We start from the raw sequence: 20,342 nt of genomic DNA on the forward strand, positions 1-20,342 counted from the left end.
CTCTTTCGTATTCCACCTCTGCAAATTCATTCAAGGAGATTGTGATGGAACGCTTCAAATTTATTCCGTTGTTAGGTCGTATTTTGATCGGTGGGCCGTTTGTCATGAGCGGGCTCGGCAAGCTTGCAGCGTATGGGGCGACGGTTGGCTACATTGCGGCCATGGGTCTGCCCGTGCCACCACTTGCGTTTGTCCTTGCGGTGTTGACCGAACTGGGTGGCGGCTTGCTGCTGCTGTCCGGCTATCGGGCGCGCGCCGTATCGCTGGGGATGGCGGTGTTTTGTCTGGTCACCGCGATGGTCTTTCACCACAACTTCGCCGATCAAAACCAGATGATTCACTTCCTCAAGAACGTGATGATGGCCGGCGGCCTTCTGCAGATCACGTGGTTTGGCGCCGGTGCATTCAGTCTCGATGCGCTCACCGGTCGGGTGGCTTCCCGTGTCTCGGCTCTGCGCGCGAGCTAGGCAGATGGGTGCGTCGAGGCGATCGCTTGCCTGAGCTGGTGTGCGATCGACTCGTCGCGATGTTGCGCGGTTGCAGGAGAGTCCCCGTGGGAGTCGACATCACACACGTCGCGAAAGGCGTTACGCGAGGTCAGTCAAAAAATGACTTGTTTCGATAGTCATTTTTGCTATGATTGTGACTATGGACAAATGACCATAGGCAAATTATGAATCACAATCAGGTTTCCAAGTCCGAATTCAAGGCGAAAGCGCTTGAGTTCTTCCGGCAAATCGAGTCGTCGGGCGAAAGCATCATCGTGACCGATCACGGCAAGCCCGTGCTCGAAGTCCGGCCGTTCGGAGGCATCGAGCGCAGTCCCCTGGATGTGCTGCGGGGATCGGTTGTGCGCTACGACAATCCGACCGATCCGGTCGCGGAAGGTGATTGGGAGGCAGCGCGGTGATCGTACTGGATACGCACGCGCTGGTGTGGTGGGTGACGGCTGACCCGACGTTGAGCAAGAAAGCGAAAGCCGCTATTGACCGGGAACTTGCCGGCGGCGAGATCATCGTTTCGGCAATCTCGGCCTGGGAGATCGCCATGCTCGTCGATCGGGAGAAGCTCGTCCTGTCGATGGACGTGGCGAGTTGGCTCGCAACGGTATCTGCCATTGAGGCCGTGCGCTTCATCCCGATCGATCCTGAAACGGCAGTCAAATCGGTCGAGTTACCGGGCGAGTTTCACAAAGACCCCGCTGACCGGATGATCGTTGCGCTCGCACGCAAATTTTCGGTCCCGCTTGTGACCAAAGACGAAAAAATACGGGCCTATGCCCATGTCAAAACGATCTGGTAACAGGAAAACGAGAGAAGCAAGACGTCTGATTTCAATTTCGCCTTTAAGCACGTAATGTTGCTCATCGAAGGTGCGATCGACTCGTCGCGCGGTTGCGCGGTTGCAGGAGAGTACCTGTGGGAGCAGATATGGTGGCGTGGCTATTCCAGCCATTGGCTCCGGTACTTTCTCACCACGCCGATAGCTTGACTCTCTGTTGCCGCAGGAAGTACGCCGCGTGCGAATCCTTTTCATCGAGGATTGCCGCCAGCACCTTTGCGCCAGTCACTTCCGTCTCGTCGTCCGACGTGATCTGTACCCGCCCGATGGCACGTTGAACTACGCGCTGGAAACCATACGCGGTCTGGACATCAACCTCGTCCGTTCCCGGAGCGACCGGTACGTTGTCACGAAGGAATTCCTGTAAGTTCTGACGCAGATTTTCGATGTTGACCGCGTGCTTGCGCAGCACCCCCATTACCGTGGGATTGTCCAGCAGGGCCAGTAAAAGATGTTCGACCGTGATGAACTCATGCCGTGCCTCGCTCGCTTTCACGAATGCCAGGTGCAGGCTGGTTTCCAGATCACGAGAGAGCATACTTTCTCCACTACGAGTGACAGGCTTGCGCTTATTTTCTGCCTCTTGTTGTTCTGGCTTCTCGCCTTAAATCCTTCAACCCCGCACACACCGAAACCCCGCATAAACATGCTGATAATGCGCCTGAAACCAGTTGCGGAACGACGGCCTCAGCATGGACAACGCGGTACGCGCAGACCCACCTTTAAGCACGTAATGTTGCCCATCGAAGAAGTTCGCCGAGTAGCCGAGATAGAACGGAAACGCTTCGAAGCCCGGTAGCGCGTCGAACTGCGTCGCGGTCCATTCCCAGCCGTTGCCGAACTGGCCTTCCACACCGAATGCACTGACGTTGTCGGGATGGGCATCGACCGGCTGCGGGTTCCAGTTGCGAAAATCGAAATTGCCCGAGACGCCTTGCGGCGCTCCGTGCGCGGCGCGCTGCCATTGCGCCTCGGTCGGCAATGACTTGCCGGCCCAGCGCGCGTATGCGCTGGCCTCCGCATGGCTGACGTAGACCGGCCAGTCGAGCGGCAACGGAATATCGTCGAACATCGTGCGCAGCGTCCACGCGTTGCCATCAGCGCTGTCGTCATGACGACGCGACCAGACCACCGGATGTTCGATCTGTTCCGCTTCACGCCACGCCCAGTCCGCGTCGTTCCACCATGCACGCTCGCGATAACCGCCCGCATCGATGAAGTCGCGATACTCGCCGTTCGTCACCATATACCGGTCGATTTCGAACGCCGGCACATCGACCCGCAACTCGCCGAATTCGTTGTCCCAGCCGAACTGTCCACTTTCCTTCGTGATACCGAGCACGGTCGGGCCCGCGGGCACGCTCATCATCGCTGGCGCGGCGAGTGCGCGCACGGCATCGCGTGCCTGAGCCGGCGATGCGCTACGGCCCGGCAATGGCGCGATTTTCTGCGCAAGCGGCAACTGATGCAGCATGTAAGCGAGCGTTTCCGCATGCATCAAGCGGTGCTCGATCGCCACGTTCAGCAATTGCGCGGGCGAACCGGTCGCCATGCCGTCGCGCTCGAAATCGATTGTGGCGAGCGCCTGATCGATCTGCGTGCGGGCGCGTTCTGCGTAGTCGCGCACGATGTCGAACGTGGGCCAGTCGGCGGGCTGGTCGGTCGGGAAACCTTCGTCGACGGGATCGATGCCGAACGCGAACAGCGCGTCGAGCGACGGCGCGAAGGCGGGCAGAGCGCACAGGCGTTCGGCGAACAGATTGCGGTCGAACGCTTCGAGGTGGCCGACGTAGAACACGATGCGATGACGCTCGCGAATCGGCCGGTCATAGAGGAATTCGGGTTTGACGACGGCAAACAGCGCGTCGGTCACGTTACGGGCTTCGATCAGGCGTTGGATGAGCGGATGCTGGACGGCAAGGTCGCGTTTCATGTCGCCGGGTCTCCTTGCGGGGGGACGGTTTTCAACTTTACCTTTTTTGCAGAAGACGTGCCCGGGGGCGACACCCTTGCCGGGCATTCGAACGAGCGCATTCCGTATGTCGATCTGTCCACGCGTTTGAAATTCTGACAGGGTCAGTCGGTCTTGTCGTCGTCGTGACCGGCTGCCGACGGGATCAACAGCACCGGTAACGTGGCCTGGCGCACACAACGCTCCGCGACGCTGCCGAGTATCAGCCGCTGGAAGCCGCGCCGGCCGTGCGTGCCCATTACGAGCAGGTCTGCCTTGAAGGCTTCGGCGGCTTTTAGTACGAGCGTGGGTACGTCGTCGAGAGACGAAGCCTGGGCCGTGGCGAGATCGCCGGCAACGCCGTGCTCGCGCATGACCTTCGTCAAGTCGTCGGCGAGTTCCTTGCCTTGCTCGACCAACTGGTTGTGCAGCACCGACGGATCGTAGCCGGGTGCTTCGTAATACATCGGTGTGTTCTCGATCACGTAGAACGGCTGCAGTACCGCGCCAGGTGCACTCGCCAGCGCGAGCGCGGCGTCGAACGCGCGGCGCGAAGTATGGCTGCCGTCGACGGCTACGAGGATGCGTGTGTACATGAAAGACTCCGCGTCGAAAGGGAAAGCTGAAAATCCGCAGACGATCCTGCGTGGCGTGCGGCCAATATCAGCTTAGATGATTGCCGGCGGGCGCGCAGCGTGCCGCGCACGGGATGTCAAACGTTTGCTTAGCAAATTTTCCGGCACCCCCGCGGTACCACGCAGGGCTTGCTGCGACTGGCTCTTGCGCATATCGACAGGATTAACTGAAGCAGTTCTCGACGGGAAATCGGGCCGGTTTGCCTTACAATCCAAACCTATTCAGACAAGCTGATTCCCGTCGACGATGAACGAGCGCAAATCGTTGGGCCTGCCCGACAAGATTTACAGCGACATCCTCAATCGAATTCTCGAAGGCGAGTACAAGGAGGGTGGCCGTCTGCCCACCGAGCACGCGCTGGCCGAACGTTTCGATACCTCCCGGCCGACCGTGCGCGAAGCGCTGGCGCGCTTGCGCGCCGACGGCATCATCGTGACGCGGCACGGTTCGGGTACGACAGTCGCGCGTCGCCCGGATCCGGATGTGCGGCGCTTCGCCCCACTCGAAACGCTGTCCGACATCCGCCGTTGCTACGAATTTCGCATCGTCACCGAGGCCGGCGCGGCCGCGTTGGCCGCCCAGCAAGCGGAGGCCGACGATATCGCGGCGATCCAGCACGCGTGGGACGAACTCGAGCGGATCATCGAGACCCAGGGCATCGGAGCCAAGGACGATTTCGCGTTTCATCTGGCCGTGGCCCGTGCATCGAAGAATCCGTTTTTCATCACCGTGATGTCGTTCATCGAAGAGCAGATCGTGTTCAGCATGAATTTGTCGCGCAACCTGTCGCTGGTGAAAACCGTCGAGCGACAACGGCTCGTGCAGGCCGAACATCTCGCGGTACTCGACGCGATCCGTGCCAGAGATTCCGTTGCGGCAGGTCACGCGATGCGCGTTCACCTCGAAAACGCACGCGACAGGATGTTCGGCTCGTAGCCGTACGTCCTTTCTGTGCGCGACGGGCCGTGAGGCTGTCGGTAGCGCATCCGGTATCTGCATCTCCCAGGCTCGACCCACCTTCCGTTTTTTATCCGTTCTCGCGCCTCGCGCCAGGTTTGTCCCCCGTGAATCCTTCCCGCCCCCTGCCTTTTCGCGACGCGCTGCTGGCCATGCTCGGCATCGGCCTCGTCAACATGCTGGTCGCGCTCGACCAGACCGTGGTCAGCACGGCACTTCCGTCGATCGTCTCCGAACTGCAGGGCTTCGAGTACTACGCGTGGATTGCTAGTGCGTATCTGCTTGCATCGGTGGTCACGGTGCCGGTGTTCGGACGGCTCGGCGATTACTTCGGCCGCAAGCGCTTCGTTATCGCCGCGGTGATCGTGTTCACCGCGGCGTCGGTGCTGTGCGGCGTCGCGACCAGCATGCCGTTTCTCGCGATTGCGCGCGGCCTGCAGGGCGTGGGCGGCGGCATGATGGTCGGCACTGCGTTCGCGTCGATTCCGGATCTGTTTCCCGATCCGCGCGCCCGCGTGCGCTGGCAGGTCGTGATGGCCGCGGCCTATGGCATCGGCACGGCGGCCGGGCCATCGCTGGGCGGCTGGTTGAGCCAGCACTTCGGCTGGCGCTCGACGTTTCTCGTCAACCTGCCGGTCGGCGCACTTGCGCTGTACTTCATCTGGGCGCATCTGCCGGCTTACCGGCGCGTGGGCGGCGGCGAGGTGCGGATCGACTGGACCGGCGCGGCGCTCGTCGCGCTCGTGCTGGGCGGCCTGCAGACTTTCATCGAGGCTGTGCCAAAAGATGGCCTGACCACGGGCAACCTCGTGCTGGCTGCGCTGGTCGGGCTCGGTGCGATTGCGTTTCTCGTCTGCGAGCGGCGCGCCACGCATCCGATCGTGCCGCTCGATCTGTTCCGCGACCCGCAGCTGGTCACGCTGTTCACGTTGTCGCTGCTGTCGGGCTTCGTGATGTTCTCGCTGATTTTCTTCGCGCCGCTGCTGCTGCAAGGCGGTTTCGGACTGTCGCCGCAAGAAGCCGGCCTGCTCGCGACGCCGATTGCGGCGTGTATTGCGCTCGGTAGCCTGATCAACACGCGCATCGTGATCCATCTGTCGAAGCCGACGTTGATTCTTTCGATTGGCTTTGCGTTGCTCGTGGCCGCGTCGGTCGGTATTGCGCTCGCCACGCCGACTACCCGGCACCTGTGGCTGGAACTCGCGATGGGGGCGGTCGGTATCGGGCTCGGCTTCATCCTGAACAACCTGAACGTGTTCGGCCAGGAGATCGCGGGGCGCGAGCGCTTCGGGATCACGACGGCGCTGCTGCAATCGACCCGGATGGTCGGGGGCATGCTCGGCACGAGCGTCGTGGCGACGATCGTGAATCGCCGCTATGCCGCGGGTGTCGCGGATTCTTTGCGGGTGCTGGGAGAGCCGGTTGCGTCGACGTGGCTACCGAAGCTCGCCGATCCGCGCATCCTGATCGACCCGGCGCTGCGCGACGCTTTGCTCGCCGAACTGGCGCGGGCACGGCTCGACGGTCCAGCGCTCGTCGAAGCGGCCCGGCAGGTGCTGGTGCAATCGATACACATCGGTGTGCTGCTGACTGGCGTTGCCGCGCTGGCGGCGGCGCTGATGGTGCGCCGGATTGCCAGCATTACGTTTCGGCGGCAGTGAGGCTGGGGAGCGAAGCGGGGATCGACCCGCGACGTGGTTTCCGGGTGGGGTGGCTCTGATTGGCCTGATTTCTGTCCTGCATTACCGCCGCGGCTGGAGAATCAGGCCGCTGCCTCCATGCGTCCAAATAGTGCCTCGAGCGTTTGCGGACTGACCACCCAGTCCAGCGCAACCGCGCGCTCGACGCCGATCTGCAAGGGCGGCCCAAAACGGTACACTTCGACACCGGTACGGCGCAACAATCGCTCGATCGGCGTTGTTGTCACAGTCGCGTAGCGCGTGATGCCCATCCGCTGGGCAAAGGTCATGGCGACCTGGAGTGCAGAGATGGTCAGATCGGTGAAGCCGAAGGTTCTTTCCTCGCCCTCCGTATCGATTGCAAATCGACTTAGTTCCCAGATATGCCGTCCGGCAGGCGCCGCTGCGCCGTGCAGCAGTTGCGGGAAAGTGTTTCGCAGCATGTTGGGGCCTTCTGTCGGCATCAGGCGCCAACAACCCCGTACGCGGCTCGTTTCATCCTGAATCAGCATGTAGTGGGGATTAAGCGCGTCGTAGTCGTCGATCTCCATGCCGTCGGTGGTTGGAACATCCCAACCCAGCCGCCTGTTGAAGACGCGGGCGCGTAACTGAAACATCTGCTTGATGTGCTCGCTGTCGAATTCCCGCCTGGTTCCAATCCGAATCGTAGTTTGCATAAAGTTCTCCTGCGCGTGTGGGTCGTCCGATAGGGGAACCTATGCATTTCGTATCGAGATTGCACCTATCCACATAGGTAGGTGCCACCGCGGACGTACTCCAGCATTATTGCGATGACCGGCAAAGAGATAGAACGGTTGCTAAATTAACCTCTGAGAGATACACCATGGAACTACTGGAAAATCATTGGCAAGCGGGCATTCAAGAACGGTCGCCGGAGGTGTCGTCCGCTGTAGACCGTGTGCTGATCATCGCATACCGAAAGAAGAAGAAGGAAAGCCAGCGGCGTTTCTGGGCACGCTTTGGCGTTACCCAATCACGTGGTAGCCGGTTCGAATCGGGCGCGGAAATTCCGGCGCCGGTCTCAATTCTGTTGGGGCTCTATTTTACGAAAACGATCTCTGACGGAGATCTGGGGCGGGCTGAGCGAGTGCTGTACAGCCAGGAATCCCGGTCCCTGATCAGCCTGGGTCAATAAGTCCAAGTTGCGTCGCAATCACGGCGGCCGCCCGCCGTGAATTGACGCCGAACTTTGTCCGGATGTTCTTGACGTGAAAATTCACGACGGCTTCCGAGCAGTTGAGAATATGTGAAATTTCCCACGTGGACTTGCCTTGGGCGGTCCACGCCAAACATTCGCGCTCGCGCGGCGTCAGCTGCGGGATCAGCGGCTGAGCGTGCGCATTCAGGTGACGCTGGCTCGTATCCACCACCAGATCGCGCAAGAGCACGAGATTCGGCAAGGCGTTGTCGACTTGATTCCAGAAGTCGCCGGCCGGGCTCGGATTGCTATCGCTGACGAAGCACACCATTCCCCACTCCTGTTTAGGACCGTGGATCGGCAGCGTCACTCCTGCACGCAGGCCGTGTGAGCTGGCTTCTTCGTACATCGCCTTTTGCGGATCGGTGGCAAAGAGCTCAGGCGACCATACGAGCGGTGCGGAGCGTGCCCAGCAATGAGACACCACGGGGTCGATATACGCGAACTTCTGCTCGTCATAGGCACGCCGCCACGACGGCGCATACGTGCTGCGAATGTACGCGTCTTCGAGCCGGGTGCTTGGCCGCGCCAATATCCCCACGAGAATCCGGTCGAATCCCCACTTTTCGGCGAGGTCGCGCACGGCAGCGAACCATGCCGATTCGTCCGTGGTATTGAGCAACGGCGACATCTGCTCGATAAAGTCTAGCGACACGTCAGTTCTCTCTGGTTGCGCGACCCGACTGCCGGTAACGTCGGCGACAAGATACCGCTTGGCTTTTAGCGCGGGCGGGATTCATCGTCAACTCCTAATTCTGATTTCTGGCCAGATACCCGCGTCCGCGTGGTATCGACTGTGGAATCAGCGGTTGCATATTCTCGTTCAGGTGACGCTGGCTGGTGTCTATAACCAGGTCGCGCAGCAGCATGAGATCGGGTAGCACCGTATCGACGTGACGCCAGAAATCGTTGGTCGGCGTACGGTCGGTGACGAAAGATATCCCGCCCCATTCCTGTTTAGGTCCATGAATCGGCAACGTCACACCGACACGCAGGCCATGTGAGCGTGCTTCCTCGAAGAACGCTTGCTGCGGTGTAGGGGCGGTGTCGAACAGTTCCTGCGACCAGGCGATCGGCGAAGAGCGTGTCGAGCAATGCGACACGATCGGATCGATGTACGAGAGTTTCCTGTCGTCGTAGGTCCGGCGCCACGACGGCGCATACGTGCTGCGTATGAACGCATCTTCGAACTGGCTGTCCGGTCGTACCAGGATCGCCACGAAAACCTGGTTGAACCCCCAATTTTCGGCGAGATTGCTTATCGCATCGAACCACGTAGCTTCGTCCGCTGCGTCGAGCAACGGAGACATCTGTTCGATAAGGTTTCGCGACTGTAGCAACTCTAGCGACACGTCAGTTCTCTCCGATTGCATGGCCCGATTGCCAGTGATGCCGGAGCGGAAATTTCAGCCGGCCTCTTTGCACGGGGAGAATTTATCATTCTTTTCTAATTCTGATAATTGAAATTGGAATAAAGATCTGGTCTATTCCAATTGCCGCAGTGCGCAAAAGCCCAAGACAAACAAACGAAAGCTTCTCGTACCGATTGAACGGGATAAGTGCACTATCGTCAAACGCACCGGTTGTCCGGCAACCGACGGCTAGGGACGGGCACCGACCTATGCGATTTCAATGTCACGGATTTAACACCAGTGATAAACCGTAATAGCAACCGCTTCTCCAATTGCGATTCAATTCCATCTAGACAGTCAAAAGGACACGTAAAGGCACAAGTGAGGTAGAAATGCCCGTCTGAATGTCTATTACTCAGTAAGAATGAGCATTCCCGGTTGTCATACCAAAATAGCGCAAAATGACTCAAGTTGTTTGACAACATCCTGAACCCGGTGCTAACTTGTCGGTTGTCTGACCGAACTTGCGCCGAGGCACCATGAATGTTTCCCCGCTTCACGAAAGCGAATTTGCCGCCACGGTGATGGCGGTGCCGCCGCTTGCCCGCCGCGCCGACCTTTCCCTCGACGCCGCACAGAACCAGAAACTGATCCGCCACATCGAAGCGGGCGGCGTGCGCACGCTGCTGTACGGCGGCAACGCCAATCTGTATCACGTGGCGGTGAGCGAGTATCGCGAGTTGCTCGACCTGCTGGCCGGGTGCGCGGGTCCTGGGACACGCGTGATCCCGGCCATCGGTCCGGACTACGGCAAGATGCTCGACGAGGCGCGCATTCTCGCGCAAACCTCATACCGCACCGCGATGGTGCTCCCGCTCACCGGCTTCACGACATCGCAGGGGATCGAAGACGGTCTCTCGCGCATCGCCGAGACGGCCGGCATGCCCCTCACGCTCTATATAAAGAGCGAGGAGTACGTGGATGTCGACACGCTTGCCCGACTCGTCGAGCGCGGTACGTTGATTGCTATCAAGTACGCGATCGTGCGTGAACGGCCGGAGCACGATCCCTATCTGCGCCGCCTGCTGCAACACATCAGTCCGACCCAGATCATTTCGGGGATGGGGGAGCGTCCGGCGCTCGTGCATCTGCGCGACTTCGGGCTCGCGTCGTGGACGACCGGTTCCGGCTGCATCGCGCCGCATACGGTGACGGCCTTGCTACACGCGGTGAAGGCCGCACGCGCAGACGAGGCACAGGCGCTCTACGATGCATTCATGCCGCTCGAAACGCTGCGCGACGGGATCTCGCTGATCCGTGTGCTGCACGATGCCGTCACGTTCTCGAAGATTGCCGATATGGGGCCGCTGTTACCGTTACTGAGTTCGACGCCGCTCGAGCATCATGCGAAGATCGACGCTGAGACGCAGGCACTGCTCGCGTTCGAGCGTCATCTCGTCGAACGGTCCACAATCCGTTGACGGCGTACTTCCCCATCTGACTTTGCGTTGCGCACTCCGGCGGTAGTCGAGGCGCCGCGGCGCCTCACAGGAGTAGCAACATGCAGATTACCGGAGACATGCTGATCGGCGGCTCGGCGGTGCGCGGCACCAGGGGCACGCTGCGCGCGTTCGACCCGGCCCGAAACGCGGAAATCGAGCCGACTTTCGGCGCGGGCGGCACGGCGGAAGTCGAGCGGGCCTGCGAACTGGCCGCGCGCGCATTCGATCCGTACCGCGCAGCGCCGCTGGAAACGCGCGCCCGCTTTCTCGAAGCGATTGCCGACAATATCGTGGCGCTCGGCGATGCGTTGATCGAACGCGCGCACGCCGAATCCGCGCTGCCGAAAGCGCGCCTCGAAGGCGAGCGCGGTCGCACGGTCGGTCAGTTGAAGCTGTTTGCTGCGCTGGTGCGCGAGGGTCGCTGGCTCACCGCTACGCTCGACTCCGCGTTGCCCGAACGCAAGCCGCAGCCGCGGCCGGATCTGCGCTTGCAGAAAATTCCGGTCGGGCCGGTCGCGGTGTTCGGTGCGAGCAATTTCCCGCTGGCGTTTTCGGTGGCGGGCGGCGATACCGCGTCGGCGCTCGCGGCTGGTTGCCCGGTCGTCGCGAAGGCGCATCCGGCGCACCTCGGAACGTCCGAACTGGTCGGCCGCGCGATCCAGAAAGCGGTCGTCGACTGCGATCTGCCGGAAGGCGTGTTCTCGCTGCTGGTCGGCGCCGGGAACGAGATCGGCGAAGCGCTCGTCGCGCATCCGGCGATCAAGTCGGTTGGCTTTACGGGGTCGCGCCGTGGTGGCCTCGCGCTCGTCGATATCGCAGCGAAGCGTCGCGAGCCGATTCCGGTGTTCGCCGAGATGAGCAGCGTCAATCCGTTTTTCCTGTTGCCGGGTGCGCTGAAGCGGCGCGGCGATGAAATCGCGGCCGGTTTCGTCGAGTCGGTGACGCTCGGCGTCGGGCAGTTCTGCACGAATCCGGGCCTTGTCATTACGCTCGATGGCGAAGAGACGCAGCGCTTCATCGACGCGGCGGCCCAGGCGCTCGCAAAGAAGGGCGCGCAGACCATGCTCACCGCCGGCATCGCGGCTGCCTATAAGGATGGTGTTCTGCAGCGCGGCGAGGAACGTGGCGTCACGACGGTCGCCCAGGGTATGGCCAGCGATGCGTCGTGCGCAGCGCTGCCGGCGCTCTTCACGACGAACGCGATGCACTTTCTCGCCACGCCGGAACTCGAAGACGAGATCTTCGGGCCGACGTCGTTGATTGTGATCTGCCCGACCATCGAAGACATGCTGCAGGTGGCGCGCCATGTGGAAGGCCAGTTGACCGCGACGTTGCAACTCGAAGCCGAAGACTATCCGCTCGCGCGGCAACTGCTGCCGGTGCTCGAGCGCAAGGCCGGTCGCATCCTCGCAAACGGTTTCCCGACCGGCGTCGAAGTGTCCTACGCGATGGTGCACGGCGGTCCGTTCCCGGCTACATCGGACTCGCGCTCGACATCGGTCGGGGCGACCGCGATCGAGCGTTTCCTGCGCCCGGTCTGCTATCAGGATCTGCCCGCCGACCTGCTGCCCGAAGCGCTGCGCGACGAGAATCCGCTGAAGCTCTGGCGTCTGCGCGACGGCAAGCTCGGGCGGGAATAAGCCGCGCCTGAAAGTCCGACACGCCGGGCGTTCATGCGCCCGGCCCTTTCTCTTTTCATCTCCTGCGCCATGACCGACGCCAGCCGACGCTATCCCGACCTCTCTGTTCGCATTCTCGATCCGCGCTTCAACGCGCTGCGCCTTCCACTCGCTTCGGTCGAGTGCCTGTACCAGGGCACGCGCTGGTCCGAAGGACCGGTGTGGTTCGGCGACGGCCGCTATCTGCTGTGGAGCGACATCCCGAACAACCGCATGCTGCGATGGGATGAAGAGAGCGGCGCGGTGACGCCGTTTCGCCGGCCGTCGAATAACGCGAACGGCAACACGCGCGACCGGGAGGGACGGCTCGTCACCTGCGAGCATCTGACGCGGCGTGTCACACGCACCGAATACGATGGCTCGATCACCGTGCTCGCCGACCGCTATCTGGGCAAGCGCCTCAACTCGCCGAACGATGTCGTCGTGAAGTCCGACGGGTCGATCTGGTTCAGCGATCCGACCTTCGGCATCGAGGGCTATTACGAGGGCGAGAAGCAGGAGTCCGAGTTGCGGGCCTGTGTTTATCGCGTCGATGGACAGACCGGCGAGGTGAGCGTCGTTGCCGATACGGTGCTGGGTCCGAACGGACTCGCGTTTTCACCGGACGAGTCGGTGCTGTACATCGTCGAGTCGCGCGGCACGCCGCGCAAGATCCGCGCATTCGATGTCGCCGGCGATGGCCGCACGCTCACTGGCGACCGCGTGCTGATCGACGCGGGCCAGGGCACGCCCGATGGCTTTCGTGTCGATACCCACGGCAACCTGTGGTGCGGTTGGGGCATGGGTACCGACGAACTCGACGGCGTACGCGTGTTCACCGCGCAAGGCGAGGCGATCGGACATATCGCGCTGCCCGAGCGGTGCGCGAATCTGTGCTTCGGCGGGCGACATCGTAACCGTTTGTTCATGGCGGCGTCGCACGGGCTGTATTCGCTGTACGTGAATACGCAGGGTGTGAAGGGCGGTTGATGAGCGGTCGCGTCGTGCGGGGAAGTTGCTAAACAAGTTGAGGAAATAACCTGGCAGAGCAGTAACGCGGATCCCGACACAACCGGTAAAACCCTTATAAATAGCGGGTAAGCGGCGTAATTCCGCTTGCTCGAGCACACCGTGTGTTTCTGAAATTTGCTTGACATCTGCAAGCCGCCTTCGCTATGTTCCACGAGGGGCGAGACACGGGGCGCTGCTACTGGACCGGTAGCGGACCCCTACAAGAAGCGAGGAGATGCAATGATTTTTTCGGGTAGCGGGTCAGCAAGGTACGTCGCGGCGTGCGCGACACTCACCGCCGCAGCGACACTGACAGCATTCGCGCCGCTCGCGCACGCAGCCGGTCCGGTCGCGCTCAACATCGTCGACGTAGCCGGCGACTTGCAACTGACACAAAAAGGTTTCGAAGCCTTCAAGGCGAAATACCCGAACCTCGTTTCGAACATCACCTACACGAATGCACCGGCTCCGCAGTTGCCCGGCAAGATCAAGGCGATGCAGGGAGCCGGGCGCTCCGATATCGATCTCGTGCTGACCGGCACCGACGCGCTCGCGGCCGGCATCCAGCAGAACCTGTGGATCAAGCTGCTGCCCGATCAAGCGGCTGCGTTTCCCGGCACGCTCGACCGCTACGCGCCCGGGCCGCGCAAGATGCAGGACCTTGCGCAGGGCTATGGGCTCGAGGTCGCGTATATGCCCGCTGGTCCGCTGCTCGAATACAACCCGGCGAAGGTCAGCGATCCGCCGCGAACACCCGCGCAACTGCTGCAATGGTGCAAGGCGCACCCGGACAAGCTGATCTACGCGCGGCCCGCCAATTCGGGTCCGGGCCGCACGTTTCTAATGGGCTTGCCGTATGTACTCGGCGACAAGGATCCGCAGGATCCGGTCAATGGCTGGGACAAGACATGGGCTTTCCTGAAGCAGTTGAACGACTGCATTCCGTACTATCCGGGCGGCACGTCGGCGGTCATGAAGGAGCTCGGCGAGGGCACGCGCGACATGACGGTCACCGTCACCGGCTGGGATATCAATCCGCGCGCGCTCGGCATCGTGCCGGCGGAGTTCCGCGTGCAGGCGTTCGACAACATGACATGGGTCAACGACGCGCACTACATGGTGATCCCGAAGGGCGTGCCGAAAGAGAAACTCGACGTGCTCTACAAGTTGATGAACTTCATGCTGGAGCCTGCGCAGCAGGCGCTTACGTACGACGACGGTTACTTCTATCCCGGCCCCGCGATCAAGGGCGTCACCGTCGATCAGGCGCCGGCGCACAGTCAGGACGTGCTGAAGCAGTACGGTCGTCCCGAGTACGCGAAGCTGCTGGCCGAACGTCCACACGTACTGCCGCTCAGTGCATCCGCGATGGTGGCGGCGTTCCAGAAATGGGACCGTGAAGTAGGCGCGCAGAAAACGAAGTAGCCAGCCGTGTTATGCGAGCGAACCGGACGGTGGCCCGCGATGCCGTCGTCCGCATCAGGACATCGTCATGAAGCATCAGTTTGAGCAATTGCGGCTCGCAGCAGTGAGCCGCAGTTTCACGAGTGCCGACGGCCATCCGGTCGCGGCGCTTCAAGGACTCGATCTCGACATCCGGCGCGGCGAGTTCATCGCGTTGCTGGGGCCTTCGGGGTGCGGCAAGTCGACGGCGCTCAACTGCATCGCGGGTCTGCAACCGCTCACGTCCGGCGGCATCTGGCTCGACGAAACGCGCATCGATGTGTTGCCGCCCGAGAAGCGCGGCTTCGGTATGGTGTTTCAGAACTACGCGTTGTTTCCACACATGTCGGTACTCGACAACGTCGGCTTCGGCCTGAAGATGCGCGGCGTGTCGAAGAGCGAAACCGCGCGCCGCGCACGCGATGCGTTGCAACTCGTGCAACTGGTCGGCCACGAACGCAAGCTGCCTGGCCAGCTGTCGGGTGGGCAGCAGCAGCGCGTCGCGATTGCCCGCGCGATCGTGATCGAACCGCCGCTCGTGTTGATGGACGAACCGCTATCGAATCTCGATACGAAGCTGCGCATCGAAATGCGCGCGGAGATTCGCCGTATTCATAGCCAGCTCGAACGGGCGACGCTTTACGTGACGCACGATCAGGACGAGGCGCTGTCGATGGCCGATCGCATCGTCGTGATGAAAGAGGGCGTCGTCCAGCAGGTCGGGACGCCGAAGGAAGTCTATGGCCGGCCGAAGAATCTTCATGTCGCGCGTTTCATGGGCTATCGCAACGTGCTCGAGTTTGCGCTCGAAGGTCAGCAGGGCGATGGCGTCGCAGTGAACGCGAGTGGCGTGCGCCTGCTTGGTGTTGCGATGGACGGGTTCGACAGTCAACGCGTGTGCGTTGCGCTGCGACCCGAAGATATCGAACTGGCTGCGCCAGGAACCGACAATAGTTTCGATGCGGACGTCACGACGGTGGAGTACGGCGGTCACGACTCGCTGCTGCGTGTGCATACGATGTTCGGCGATCTGTGGGCGCGCATCGCCGGTGAATTTGTTATCGGTGAGCGTTTGCGCTTAAGGGTGCCGCCGGCGCGTACGCTCGTCTACGACGGCAGCGAAGCACGATGAACACCGCAACCCTTGCGCCGCCCACCGCGCCACGCGATCCGAAAGCCTGGCTGGTTGCTCCAGCGCTGATCCTTATCCTCGCGCTGTTCGTCTACCCGTTCGTGTACGGTCTCGTCCTGTCGTTCCAACCGATGAACGGCGGTGGCGTGTGGGCGAACTACCGCACGTTCTTCACCGACACGTCGATGTGGCCGACGGTCCTCGTCACGCTTAAGCTCGCCGTACCCGCGACGCTGATCAATGTCGGCGTATCGGTGCCGGTCGCATTCGCGCTGCGGCGCCACTCACCGTATCAGAAGCTTGTGACGACACTGCTCGTGATCCCCGTTACGCTCGGCACCGTGCTGATCGCCGACGGCATGCTCACGTACTTCGGGCCGAACGGCTGGTTTCCGCAGGTGCTGCGCGCGCTGCATCTGTACACGGACGAAGTACGGCTCACGCATAACTACTGGGGTGTGCTGATTTCGCTCGTGGTGTCGGGGTTTCCCTTCGCGTTCCTGCTGACGCTCTCGTACGTGACCGGCATCGACCCGACGCTGGCCAACGCGGCCGCGACGCTCGGCGCGAGCCCGTGGCAGCAGTTCCGGCAGATTTATCTGCCGCTACTCGTGCCTGGGCTGACGATGGCCGCGTGTCTGTCGTTCGTGCAGGCGTTCTCCGTGTTTCCATCGGCGGTGCTGCTCGGTGCGCCGGCCGGCCCGACTCGCGTGATGTCGATCGCCGCAGCGGAAGCGGCGTTCGAGAGCTACGACTACTCGCTTGCCTCGGCGATTGCGATCGTGATGGGCTTCGTGCAGTTGATCGTCGTCGCGGGCATGCTCGGTGCCCGGCGCTTCTTCTATCGTGGACCGGTTAGCGGAGGGAAGGGCTGATGACGACCGATCGCCACGCCGTCTCGCTACCGCAGGCACCCGCCGTAGAAGATGCTCCGCCTGCACGCAACGGCAGCCGGCACAGAAGTCTTGCCAGCCGCGCATGGACCGCGCTGGTATGGGGGACGATGCTGTTCTTCCTGCTGAACGTCGTGCTGCTGATCGCCACCGTCGCCGTCAACTCGCTCGCGACACGCTGGTTCGGCACGTTGCTGCCGCAAGGCTTCACGCTGCGCTGGTACGCGCAGGCATGGGGCGACTTCCAGCTCGCGAGCGTACTCTGGGTCACCGTCGAAGTCGTTGGCGCGGTCGTGCTGCTGTCGGTCGCACTCGGCGTGCCTGCGGCCTACGCACTTGCGCGCGTGCAGTTTCGCGGCAAACGCATCGCGATGCTCGTTTTCCTGCTGCCGCTGATGGTGCCGCCCGTCACCTACGGTATTCCGATGGCGACCGCGATGTACAGCATCGGACTGGCCGGCACACTGGGCGGTGTGATCCTCGCGAACCTCGTGCCGGCGCTACCGTTCGTGATTCTCGTCATGACGCCGTTCATCGAGCAGATCGATCCGGCGCTCGAGTCCGCGGCACGCATCTTCGGTGCGAACACGTTTCGCTATTTCCGCTATGTGCTGCTGCCGCTGCTCGTGCCGGGTATGCTGGCCGCAGGGCTGCTGGTGCTCGTGCGCACCATCGGCATGTTCGAGCTGACGTTTTTCACGGCCGGCCCGGCGACGCAGACGCTCGTCGTCGCGCTCTACTACGCGGTGTTTTCGACCGGCGTGCGCGCGCCGCAATCGATCGATGCGATGGCGATGATCTACATGGCGATCACCCTGGTGTGGGTGCTGATTGCGCTGCAGTTCGTGAGCCCCACGCAGATCGTCTCGCGCGTGAAGGAACAGCGCCGCTGAGCCGGTCCACCACCTGTCGGACGAACCGCGTTCGCCCACGACCCGATCAAGCTGGGAGCTACACGTGACAAAGAAAAAGACCCCTGAGGAACTGCGCAGTCATCGCTGGTACGGCGTCAACGATCTGCGCTCGTTCGGCCATCGTTCGCGCACTGCGCAGATGGGCTATAGCCGCGAAGAGTACGCGGGCAAACCGGTCATCGCGATCCTCAATACGTGGAGCGAGATGAACCCGTGCCATACGCATTTCCGCCAGCGCGCGGAGGAAGTGAAGCGCGGCATCTGGCAGGCCGGTGGTTTTCCGATCGAGCTGCCGGTGCAGACGCTGTCCGAGCCGTTCCAGAAGCCGACTACGATGCTTTACCGCAACTTCCTCGCGATGGAAGCCGAAGAAACGCTGCGTTCGTACCCGGCCGACGGCGTCGTGTTGATGGGCGGCTGCGACAAGACGACGCCCGCGCTGCTGATGGGCGCGATCTCGATGGATCTGCCCACTATCTTCCTGCCCGCCGGCCCGATGCTGCGCGGCAACTGGAACGGCGCGACGCTCGGCTCGGGTTCGGACACGTGGAAATACTGGGCCGATCTGCGCGCGGGCAAGATCACCGAGGAAGACTGGCAGGGTGTGGAAGGCGGCATTGCGCGCTCGCCAGGACACTGCATGACGATGGGCACCGCATCGACGATGACGAGCGCGGCCGAAGCGCTCGGCTTCACGCTGCCTGGCTTCGCATCGTTACCGGCGCCCGACTCGCGCCACGCGCAGATGGCCGCGAAGACCGGCATGCGCATCGTCGAGATGGTCTGGGAAGATCTGAAGCCGTCCGACATCGTGACAGCCGGCGCAATCGACAATGCGGTCACGACCTGCCTCGCGCTGTCGGGATCGACGAATGCGATCGTCCACATGATCGCGCTCGCGCGTCGCGCAGGTGTCGAACTGACGCTCGACCGTTACGATGAGATTGCGCGTCGCGTGCCGGTGCTCGCCAACATCCGGCCGACCGGTGCCTACCTCATGGAAGACTTCTTCTACGCAGGCGGTTTGCAGGCGATGCTCGTCGAACTCGGCGATCTGATCGACGGTTCGCAGAAAACGGTGAACGGCCGCACGCTCGGCGAGAACATCGCGGGTGCGCAGGTATTCAACGACGATGTGATCCGCCGACGCAGCGCGCCGCTGCTACCCGACAACGGCCTTGCAGTGCTGCGCGGCAATATCGCGCCCGACGGCGCGGTGATCAAACCGGGTGCGGCCGATCCGAAGCTGCTCGTGCACACCGGCCGCGCGGTCGTGTTCCGCGATTACAACGATATGGCTGCACGTATCGACGACGATGCGCTCGATATCGACGAGACCTGCGTGATCGTCCTGCAACATGCGGGGCCGATCGGCGCACCGGGAATGCCCGAGTGGGGCCAGCTGCCGATTCCGCGCAAGCTGCTGCAAAAGGGTGTGCGCGACATGCTGCGCATCTCGGATGCGCGGATGAGCGGGACGAGCTACGGTGCATGCGTGCTGCACGTTGCACCGGAGTCGTTTATCGGCGGTCCGTTCGCGCTGGTGCAGGACGGCGATCTGATCGAACTCGACGTGCCGCGTCGCACACTGAACGTGCTGGTAGCCGACGATGAGCTGGCCCGACGCAAGGCTGCGTGGGTCGCGCCGGCGCCGCGCTTCGAGCGCGGCTACGGTGCGATGCATCAGGTGCATGTGATGCAGGCGGACAAGGGTTGCGACTTCGATTTTCTGCAGCGCGGCGGCGCGCGTCAGGGCGATCCGGAAATCCACTGACGCGGCGCTGCCGCTGTTTGAACGGTCAGTTGACGATCAGCCGACAGTCCGTCGTTCAGTAACCGATGCGATACACCCGACCTGTCTCCGCTCCCTCGACGCTGCGCAGGTAACCTTGCGCAGCGCGTTGTGCGGTAACCGGTTCGAAGCCACGGAAGTAAGGCGCATACGCATCCATCGATTCGACCAGCACAGTCGGACTCACCAGGTTGATGCGCAGGCCACGCGGCAGTTCGATCGCCGCGCCACGCACGAAGCCTGCGAGCGCGAGATTCACGGTCGTCGCGTTCGCGCCTTCGCGGATCGGTTCTTCGCCGACGATGCCGCTTGTCAGCGTGAACGAACCACCATCGTTTACATAACGCTGCGCGCCGAGCACGAAGTTGATCTGGCCCATCAGCTTGTCGCGCAGGCCAATCCAGAACTGCTCAACGGTCATGTCAGGTAGCGGCCCGAAGTGCAGCTTACCGGTTGCCGTGACGATGCCGTCAACCTTGCCGATTTCGCGGAACAACTGCTCGATGCTCGCCGGATCGGTGCCGTCGACGCGGTGCGCGCCGCGTGTCGCCCCCACTTCGATCACTTCATGACGAGCCTTCAACGCCGTGGCCACGGCCTGGCCCAGCGTACCCGTTGCACCGATAACGACGATCTTCTTCATGTTCTGCTCCCGCGAGTGGATGGTGAATCATTCCTGATTGTCGCGGACTGCCGCGGCGGGAAAAAGCCGTCGCGAAGCCGGGGTCCTGAAACCCCAGGTTTCGAATCGAATTCGAGTCGACGCGTTCTCGCTCAGTGCCGCATTGAAACGATGCACGCGCTGCGCATCCGCATGCGCGCGCCCGCTCGTCGATTGAATCAAACAGTGCGTTGCATCGCG

At 62.1% G+C, this 20,342-nt stretch carries 20 protein-coding genes and 1 pseudogene; 14 read left to right on the top strand and 7 right to left on the bottom strand.

The window, feature by feature from the left end; translation table 11 throughout:
* Positions 1-44: 44 nt before the first annotated feature.
* The 3 genes from M0D65_RS15790 (at position 45) to M0D65_RS15800 (ending at position 1,302) form a co-directional block, all read left to right on the top strand.
* Positions 45-467 carry a DoxX family protein gene (locus M0D65_RS15790; protein ID WP_091015058.1) on the top strand — a complete coding sequence of 141 codons (423 nt, stop codon included), beginning with the start codon at positions 45-47 and terminating at the stop codon, positions 465-467.
* Positions 468-670: 203 nt separating this feature from the next.
* On the top strand, positions 671-910 hold the full coding sequence (locus M0D65_RS15795; protein WP_266253781.1) for a type II toxin-antitoxin system Phd/YefM family antitoxin: 240 nt from the start codon (positions 671-673) through the stop codon (positions 908-910).
* Entirely contained in the window at positions 907-1,302 is a 396-nt protein-coding gene (locus M0D65_RS15800; protein WP_266253535.1) for a type II toxin-antitoxin system VapC family toxin, read from the top strand. The genes M0D65_RS15795 and M0D65_RS15800 overlap by 4 nt, the downstream gene beginning before the upstream one ends.
* A gap of 193 nt (positions 1,303-1,495) precedes the next feature.
* Here M0D65_RS15800 and M0D65_RS15805 read toward each other — a convergent pair.
* From M0D65_RS15805 to M0D65_RS15815, 3 genes and pseudogenes are all read right to left on the bottom strand, one after another.
* Positions 1,496-1,879 (bottom strand): annotated as a pseudogene (locus tag M0D65_RS15805) (Clp protease N-terminal domain-containing protein); the annotation flags it as partial.
* Between the two features lie 75 nt (positions 1,880-1,954).
* Entirely contained in the window at positions 1,955-3,274 is a 1,320-nt protein-coding gene (locus M0D65_RS15810; RefSeq protein ID WP_266253536.1) for an SUMF1/EgtB/PvdO family nonheme iron enzyme, read from the bottom strand.
* A gap of 143 nt (positions 3,275-3,417) precedes the next feature.
* Positions 3,418-3,888: a universal stress protein gene (locus tag M0D65_RS15815; RefSeq protein ID WP_091015070.1), complete on the bottom strand. Its 471-nt coding sequence runs from the start codon at positions 3,886-3,888 to the stop codon at positions 3,418-3,420.
* Positions 3,889-4,174: 286 nt separating this feature from the next.
* On the opposite strand from M0D65_RS15815, the gene M0D65_RS15820 reads away from it, so the two are divergent.
* Together M0D65_RS15820 and M0D65_RS15825 are read left to right on the top strand one after the other, a co-directional pair.
* The gene (locus tag M0D65_RS15820; protein ID WP_091015072.1) at positions 4,175-4,864 is read left to right on the top strand and encodes a FadR/GntR family transcriptional regulator; all 690 of its coding nucleotides are present in this window, start codon (positions 4,175-4,177) and stop codon (positions 4,862-4,864) included.
* Positions 4,865-5,037: 173 nt separating this feature from the next.
* Entirely contained in the window at positions 5,038-6,546 is a 1,509-nt protein-coding gene (locus M0D65_RS15825; protein ID WP_266253782.1) for an MFS transporter, read from the top strand.
* A gap of 101 nt (positions 6,547-6,647) precedes the next feature.
* Here M0D65_RS15825 and M0D65_RS15830 read toward each other — a convergent pair whose 3' ends face one another.
* Positions 6,648-7,241: an acyl-homoserine-lactone synthase gene (locus M0D65_RS15830; protein WP_266253537.1), complete on the bottom strand. Its 594-nt coding sequence runs from the start codon at positions 7,239-7,241 to the stop codon at positions 6,648-6,650.
* A 167-nt stretch (positions 7,242-7,408) separates the two neighbouring features.
* Here M0D65_RS15830 and M0D65_RS15835 point away from each other — a divergent pair, with 167 nt between their 5' ends.
* Positions 7,409-7,720 carry a hypothetical protein gene (locus M0D65_RS15835; protein WP_091015078.1) on the top strand — a complete coding sequence of 104 codons (312 nt, stop codon included), beginning with the start codon at positions 7,409-7,411 and terminating at the stop codon, positions 7,718-7,720.
* On the opposite strand, the gene M0D65_RS15840 is transcribed toward M0D65_RS15835, so the two are convergent.
* Together M0D65_RS15840 and M0D65_RS15845 are read right to left on the bottom strand one after the other, a co-directional pair.
* Positions 7,704-8,414: a LuxR family transcriptional regulator gene (locus M0D65_RS15840; protein ID WP_266253538.1), complete on the bottom strand. Its 711-nt coding sequence runs from the start codon at positions 8,412-8,414 to the stop codon at positions 7,704-7,706. The two genes, M0D65_RS15835 and M0D65_RS15840, sit on opposite strands and share 17 nt — an antisense overlap.
* 118 nt (positions 8,415-8,532) lie before the next feature.
* Positions 8,533-9,093: an autoinducer binding domain-containing protein gene (locus M0D65_RS15845; protein WP_266253539.1), complete on the bottom strand. Its 561-nt coding sequence runs from the start codon at positions 9,091-9,093 to the stop codon at positions 8,533-8,535.
* Positions 9,094-9,674: 581 nt separating this feature from the next.
* On the opposite strand from M0D65_RS15845, the gene M0D65_RS15850 reads away from it, so the two are divergent.
* From M0D65_RS15850 to araD, 8 genes are all read left to right on the top strand, one after another.
* On the top strand, positions 9,675-10,616 hold the full coding sequence (locus M0D65_RS15850; protein ID WP_266253540.1) for a dihydrodipicolinate synthase family protein: 942 nt from the start codon (positions 9,675-9,677) through the stop codon (positions 10,614-10,616).
* An 80-nt stretch (positions 10,617-10,696) separates the two neighbouring features.
* Positions 10,697-12,277, top strand: coding sequence for an aldehyde dehydrogenase (NADP(+)) (locus M0D65_RS15855; RefSeq protein ID WP_266253541.1), 1,581 nt, complete (start codon positions 10,697-10,699; stop codon positions 12,275-12,277).
* Between the two features lie 69 nt (positions 12,278-12,346).
* Positions 12,347-13,285: an SMP-30/gluconolactonase/LRE family protein gene (locus tag M0D65_RS15860; RefSeq protein ID WP_266253542.1), complete on the top strand. Its 939-nt coding sequence runs from the start codon at positions 12,347-12,349 to the stop codon at positions 13,283-13,285.
* Between the two features lie 261 nt (positions 13,286-13,546).
* Entirely contained in the window at positions 13,547-14,731 is a 1,185-nt protein-coding gene (locus tag M0D65_RS15865) for an extracellular solute-binding protein (protein ID WP_245811572.1), read from the top strand.
* A gap of 67 nt (positions 14,732-14,798) precedes the next feature.
* On the top strand, positions 14,799-15,881 hold the full coding sequence (locus tag M0D65_RS15870) for an ABC transporter ATP-binding protein (protein WP_266253543.1): 1,083 nt from the start codon (positions 14,799-14,801) through the stop codon (positions 15,879-15,881).
* Positions 15,878-16,756, top strand: coding sequence for an ABC transporter permease (locus M0D65_RS15875; RefSeq protein ID WP_266253544.1), 879 nt, complete (start codon positions 15,878-15,880; stop codon positions 16,754-16,756). Before M0D65_RS15870 ends, M0D65_RS15875 begins: the two co-directional genes overlap by 4 nt.
* A gap of 128 nt (positions 16,757-16,884) precedes the next feature.
* Entirely contained in the window at positions 16,885-17,667 is a 783-nt protein-coding gene (locus M0D65_RS15880; RefSeq protein WP_266253783.1) for an ABC transporter permease, read from the top strand.
* Between the two features lie 64 nt (positions 17,668-17,731).
* Positions 17,732-19,462, top strand: a complete 1,731-nt coding sequence (gene araD, locus M0D65_RS15885) for an L-arabinonate dehydratase (RefSeq protein WP_266253545.1) — start codon at positions 17,732-17,734, stop codon at positions 19,460-19,462.
* A gap of 55 nt (positions 19,463-19,517) precedes the next feature.
* Here araD and M0D65_RS15890 read toward each other — a convergent pair whose 3' ends face one another.
* The gene (locus M0D65_RS15890; protein ID WP_266253546.1) at positions 19,518-20,123 is read right to left on the bottom strand and encodes a short chain dehydrogenase; all 606 of its coding nucleotides are present in this window, start codon (positions 20,121-20,123) and stop codon (positions 19,518-19,520) included.
* Positions 20,124-20,342: the final 219 nt, after the last annotated feature.

The sequence above is a fragment of the Paraburkholderia sp. CHISQ3 genome, from assembly GCF_030464945.1.
GTDB lineage: Bacteria > Pseudomonadota > Gammaproteobacteria > Burkholderiales > Burkholderiaceae > Paraburkholderia > Paraburkholderia megapolitana.

What these genes read in the sequence shown, in the direction of transcription:
- M0D65_RS15790 (WP_091015058.1), top strand. Translation starts at nt 45, where the DNA reads ATGGAACGCTTCAAATTTATTCCGTTGTTAGGTCGTATTTTGATCGGT.
- M0D65_RS15810 (WP_266253536.1), bottom strand. Translation starts at nt 3,274, where the DNA reads ATGAAACGCGACCTTGCCGTCCAGCATCCGCTCATCCAACGCCTGATC.
- M0D65_RS15815 (WP_091015070.1), bottom strand. Translation starts at nt 3,888, where the DNA reads ATGTACACACGCATCCTCGTAGCCGTCGACGGCAGCCATACTTCGCGC.
- M0D65_RS15820 (WP_091015072.1), top strand. Translation starts at nt 4,175, where the DNA reads ATGAACGAGCGCAAATCGTTGGGCCTGCCCGACAAGATTTACAGCGAC.
- M0D65_RS15825 (WP_266253782.1), top strand. Translation starts at nt 5,038, where the DNA reads ATGCTCGGCATCGGCCTCGTCAACATGCTGGTCGCGCTCGACCAGACC.
- M0D65_RS15830 (WP_266253537.1), bottom strand. Translation starts at nt 7,241, where the DNA reads ATGCAAACTACGATTCGGATTGGAACCAGGCGGGAATTCGACAGCGAG.
- M0D65_RS15835 (WP_091015078.1), top strand. Translation starts at nt 7,409, where the DNA reads ATGGAACTACTGGAAAATCATTGGCAAGCGGGCATTCAAGAACGGTCG.
- M0D65_RS15840 (WP_266253538.1), bottom strand. Translation starts at nt 8,414, where the DNA reads ATGTCGCCGTTGCTCAATACCACGGACGAATCGGCATGGTTCGCTGCC.
- M0D65_RS15845 (WP_266253539.1), bottom strand. Translation starts at nt 9,093, where the DNA reads ATGTCTCCGTTGCTCGACGCAGCGGACGAAGCTACGTGGTTCGATGCG.
- M0D65_RS15850 (WP_266253540.1), top strand. Translation starts at nt 9,675, where the DNA reads ATGAATGTTTCCCCGCTTCACGAAAGCGAATTTGCCGCCACGGTGATG.
- M0D65_RS15855 (WP_266253541.1), top strand. Translation starts at nt 10,697, where the DNA reads ATGCAGATTACCGGAGACATGCTGATCGGCGGCTCGGCGGTGCGCGGC.
- M0D65_RS15860 (WP_266253542.1), top strand. Translation starts at nt 12,347, where the DNA reads ATGACCGACGCCAGCCGACGCTATCCCGACCTCTCTGTTCGCATTCTC.
- M0D65_RS15865 (WP_245811572.1), top strand. Translation starts at nt 13,547, where the DNA reads ATGATTTTTTCGGGTAGCGGGTCAGCAAGGTACGTCGCGGCGTGCGCG.
- M0D65_RS15870 (WP_266253543.1), top strand. Translation starts at nt 14,799, where the DNA reads ATGAAGCATCAGTTTGAGCAATTGCGGCTCGCAGCAGTGAGCCGCAGT.
- M0D65_RS15875 (WP_266253544.1), top strand. Translation starts at nt 15,878, where the DNA reads ATGAACACCGCAACCCTTGCGCCGCCCACCGCGCCACGCGATCCGAAA.
- M0D65_RS15880 (WP_266253783.1), top strand. Translation starts at nt 16,885, where the DNA reads ATGCTGTTCTTCCTGCTGAACGTCGTGCTGCTGATCGCCACCGTCGCC.
- M0D65_RS15890 (WP_266253546.1), bottom strand. Translation starts at nt 20,123, where the DNA reads ATGAAGAAGATCGTCGTTATCGGTGCAACGGGTACGCTGGGCCAGGCC.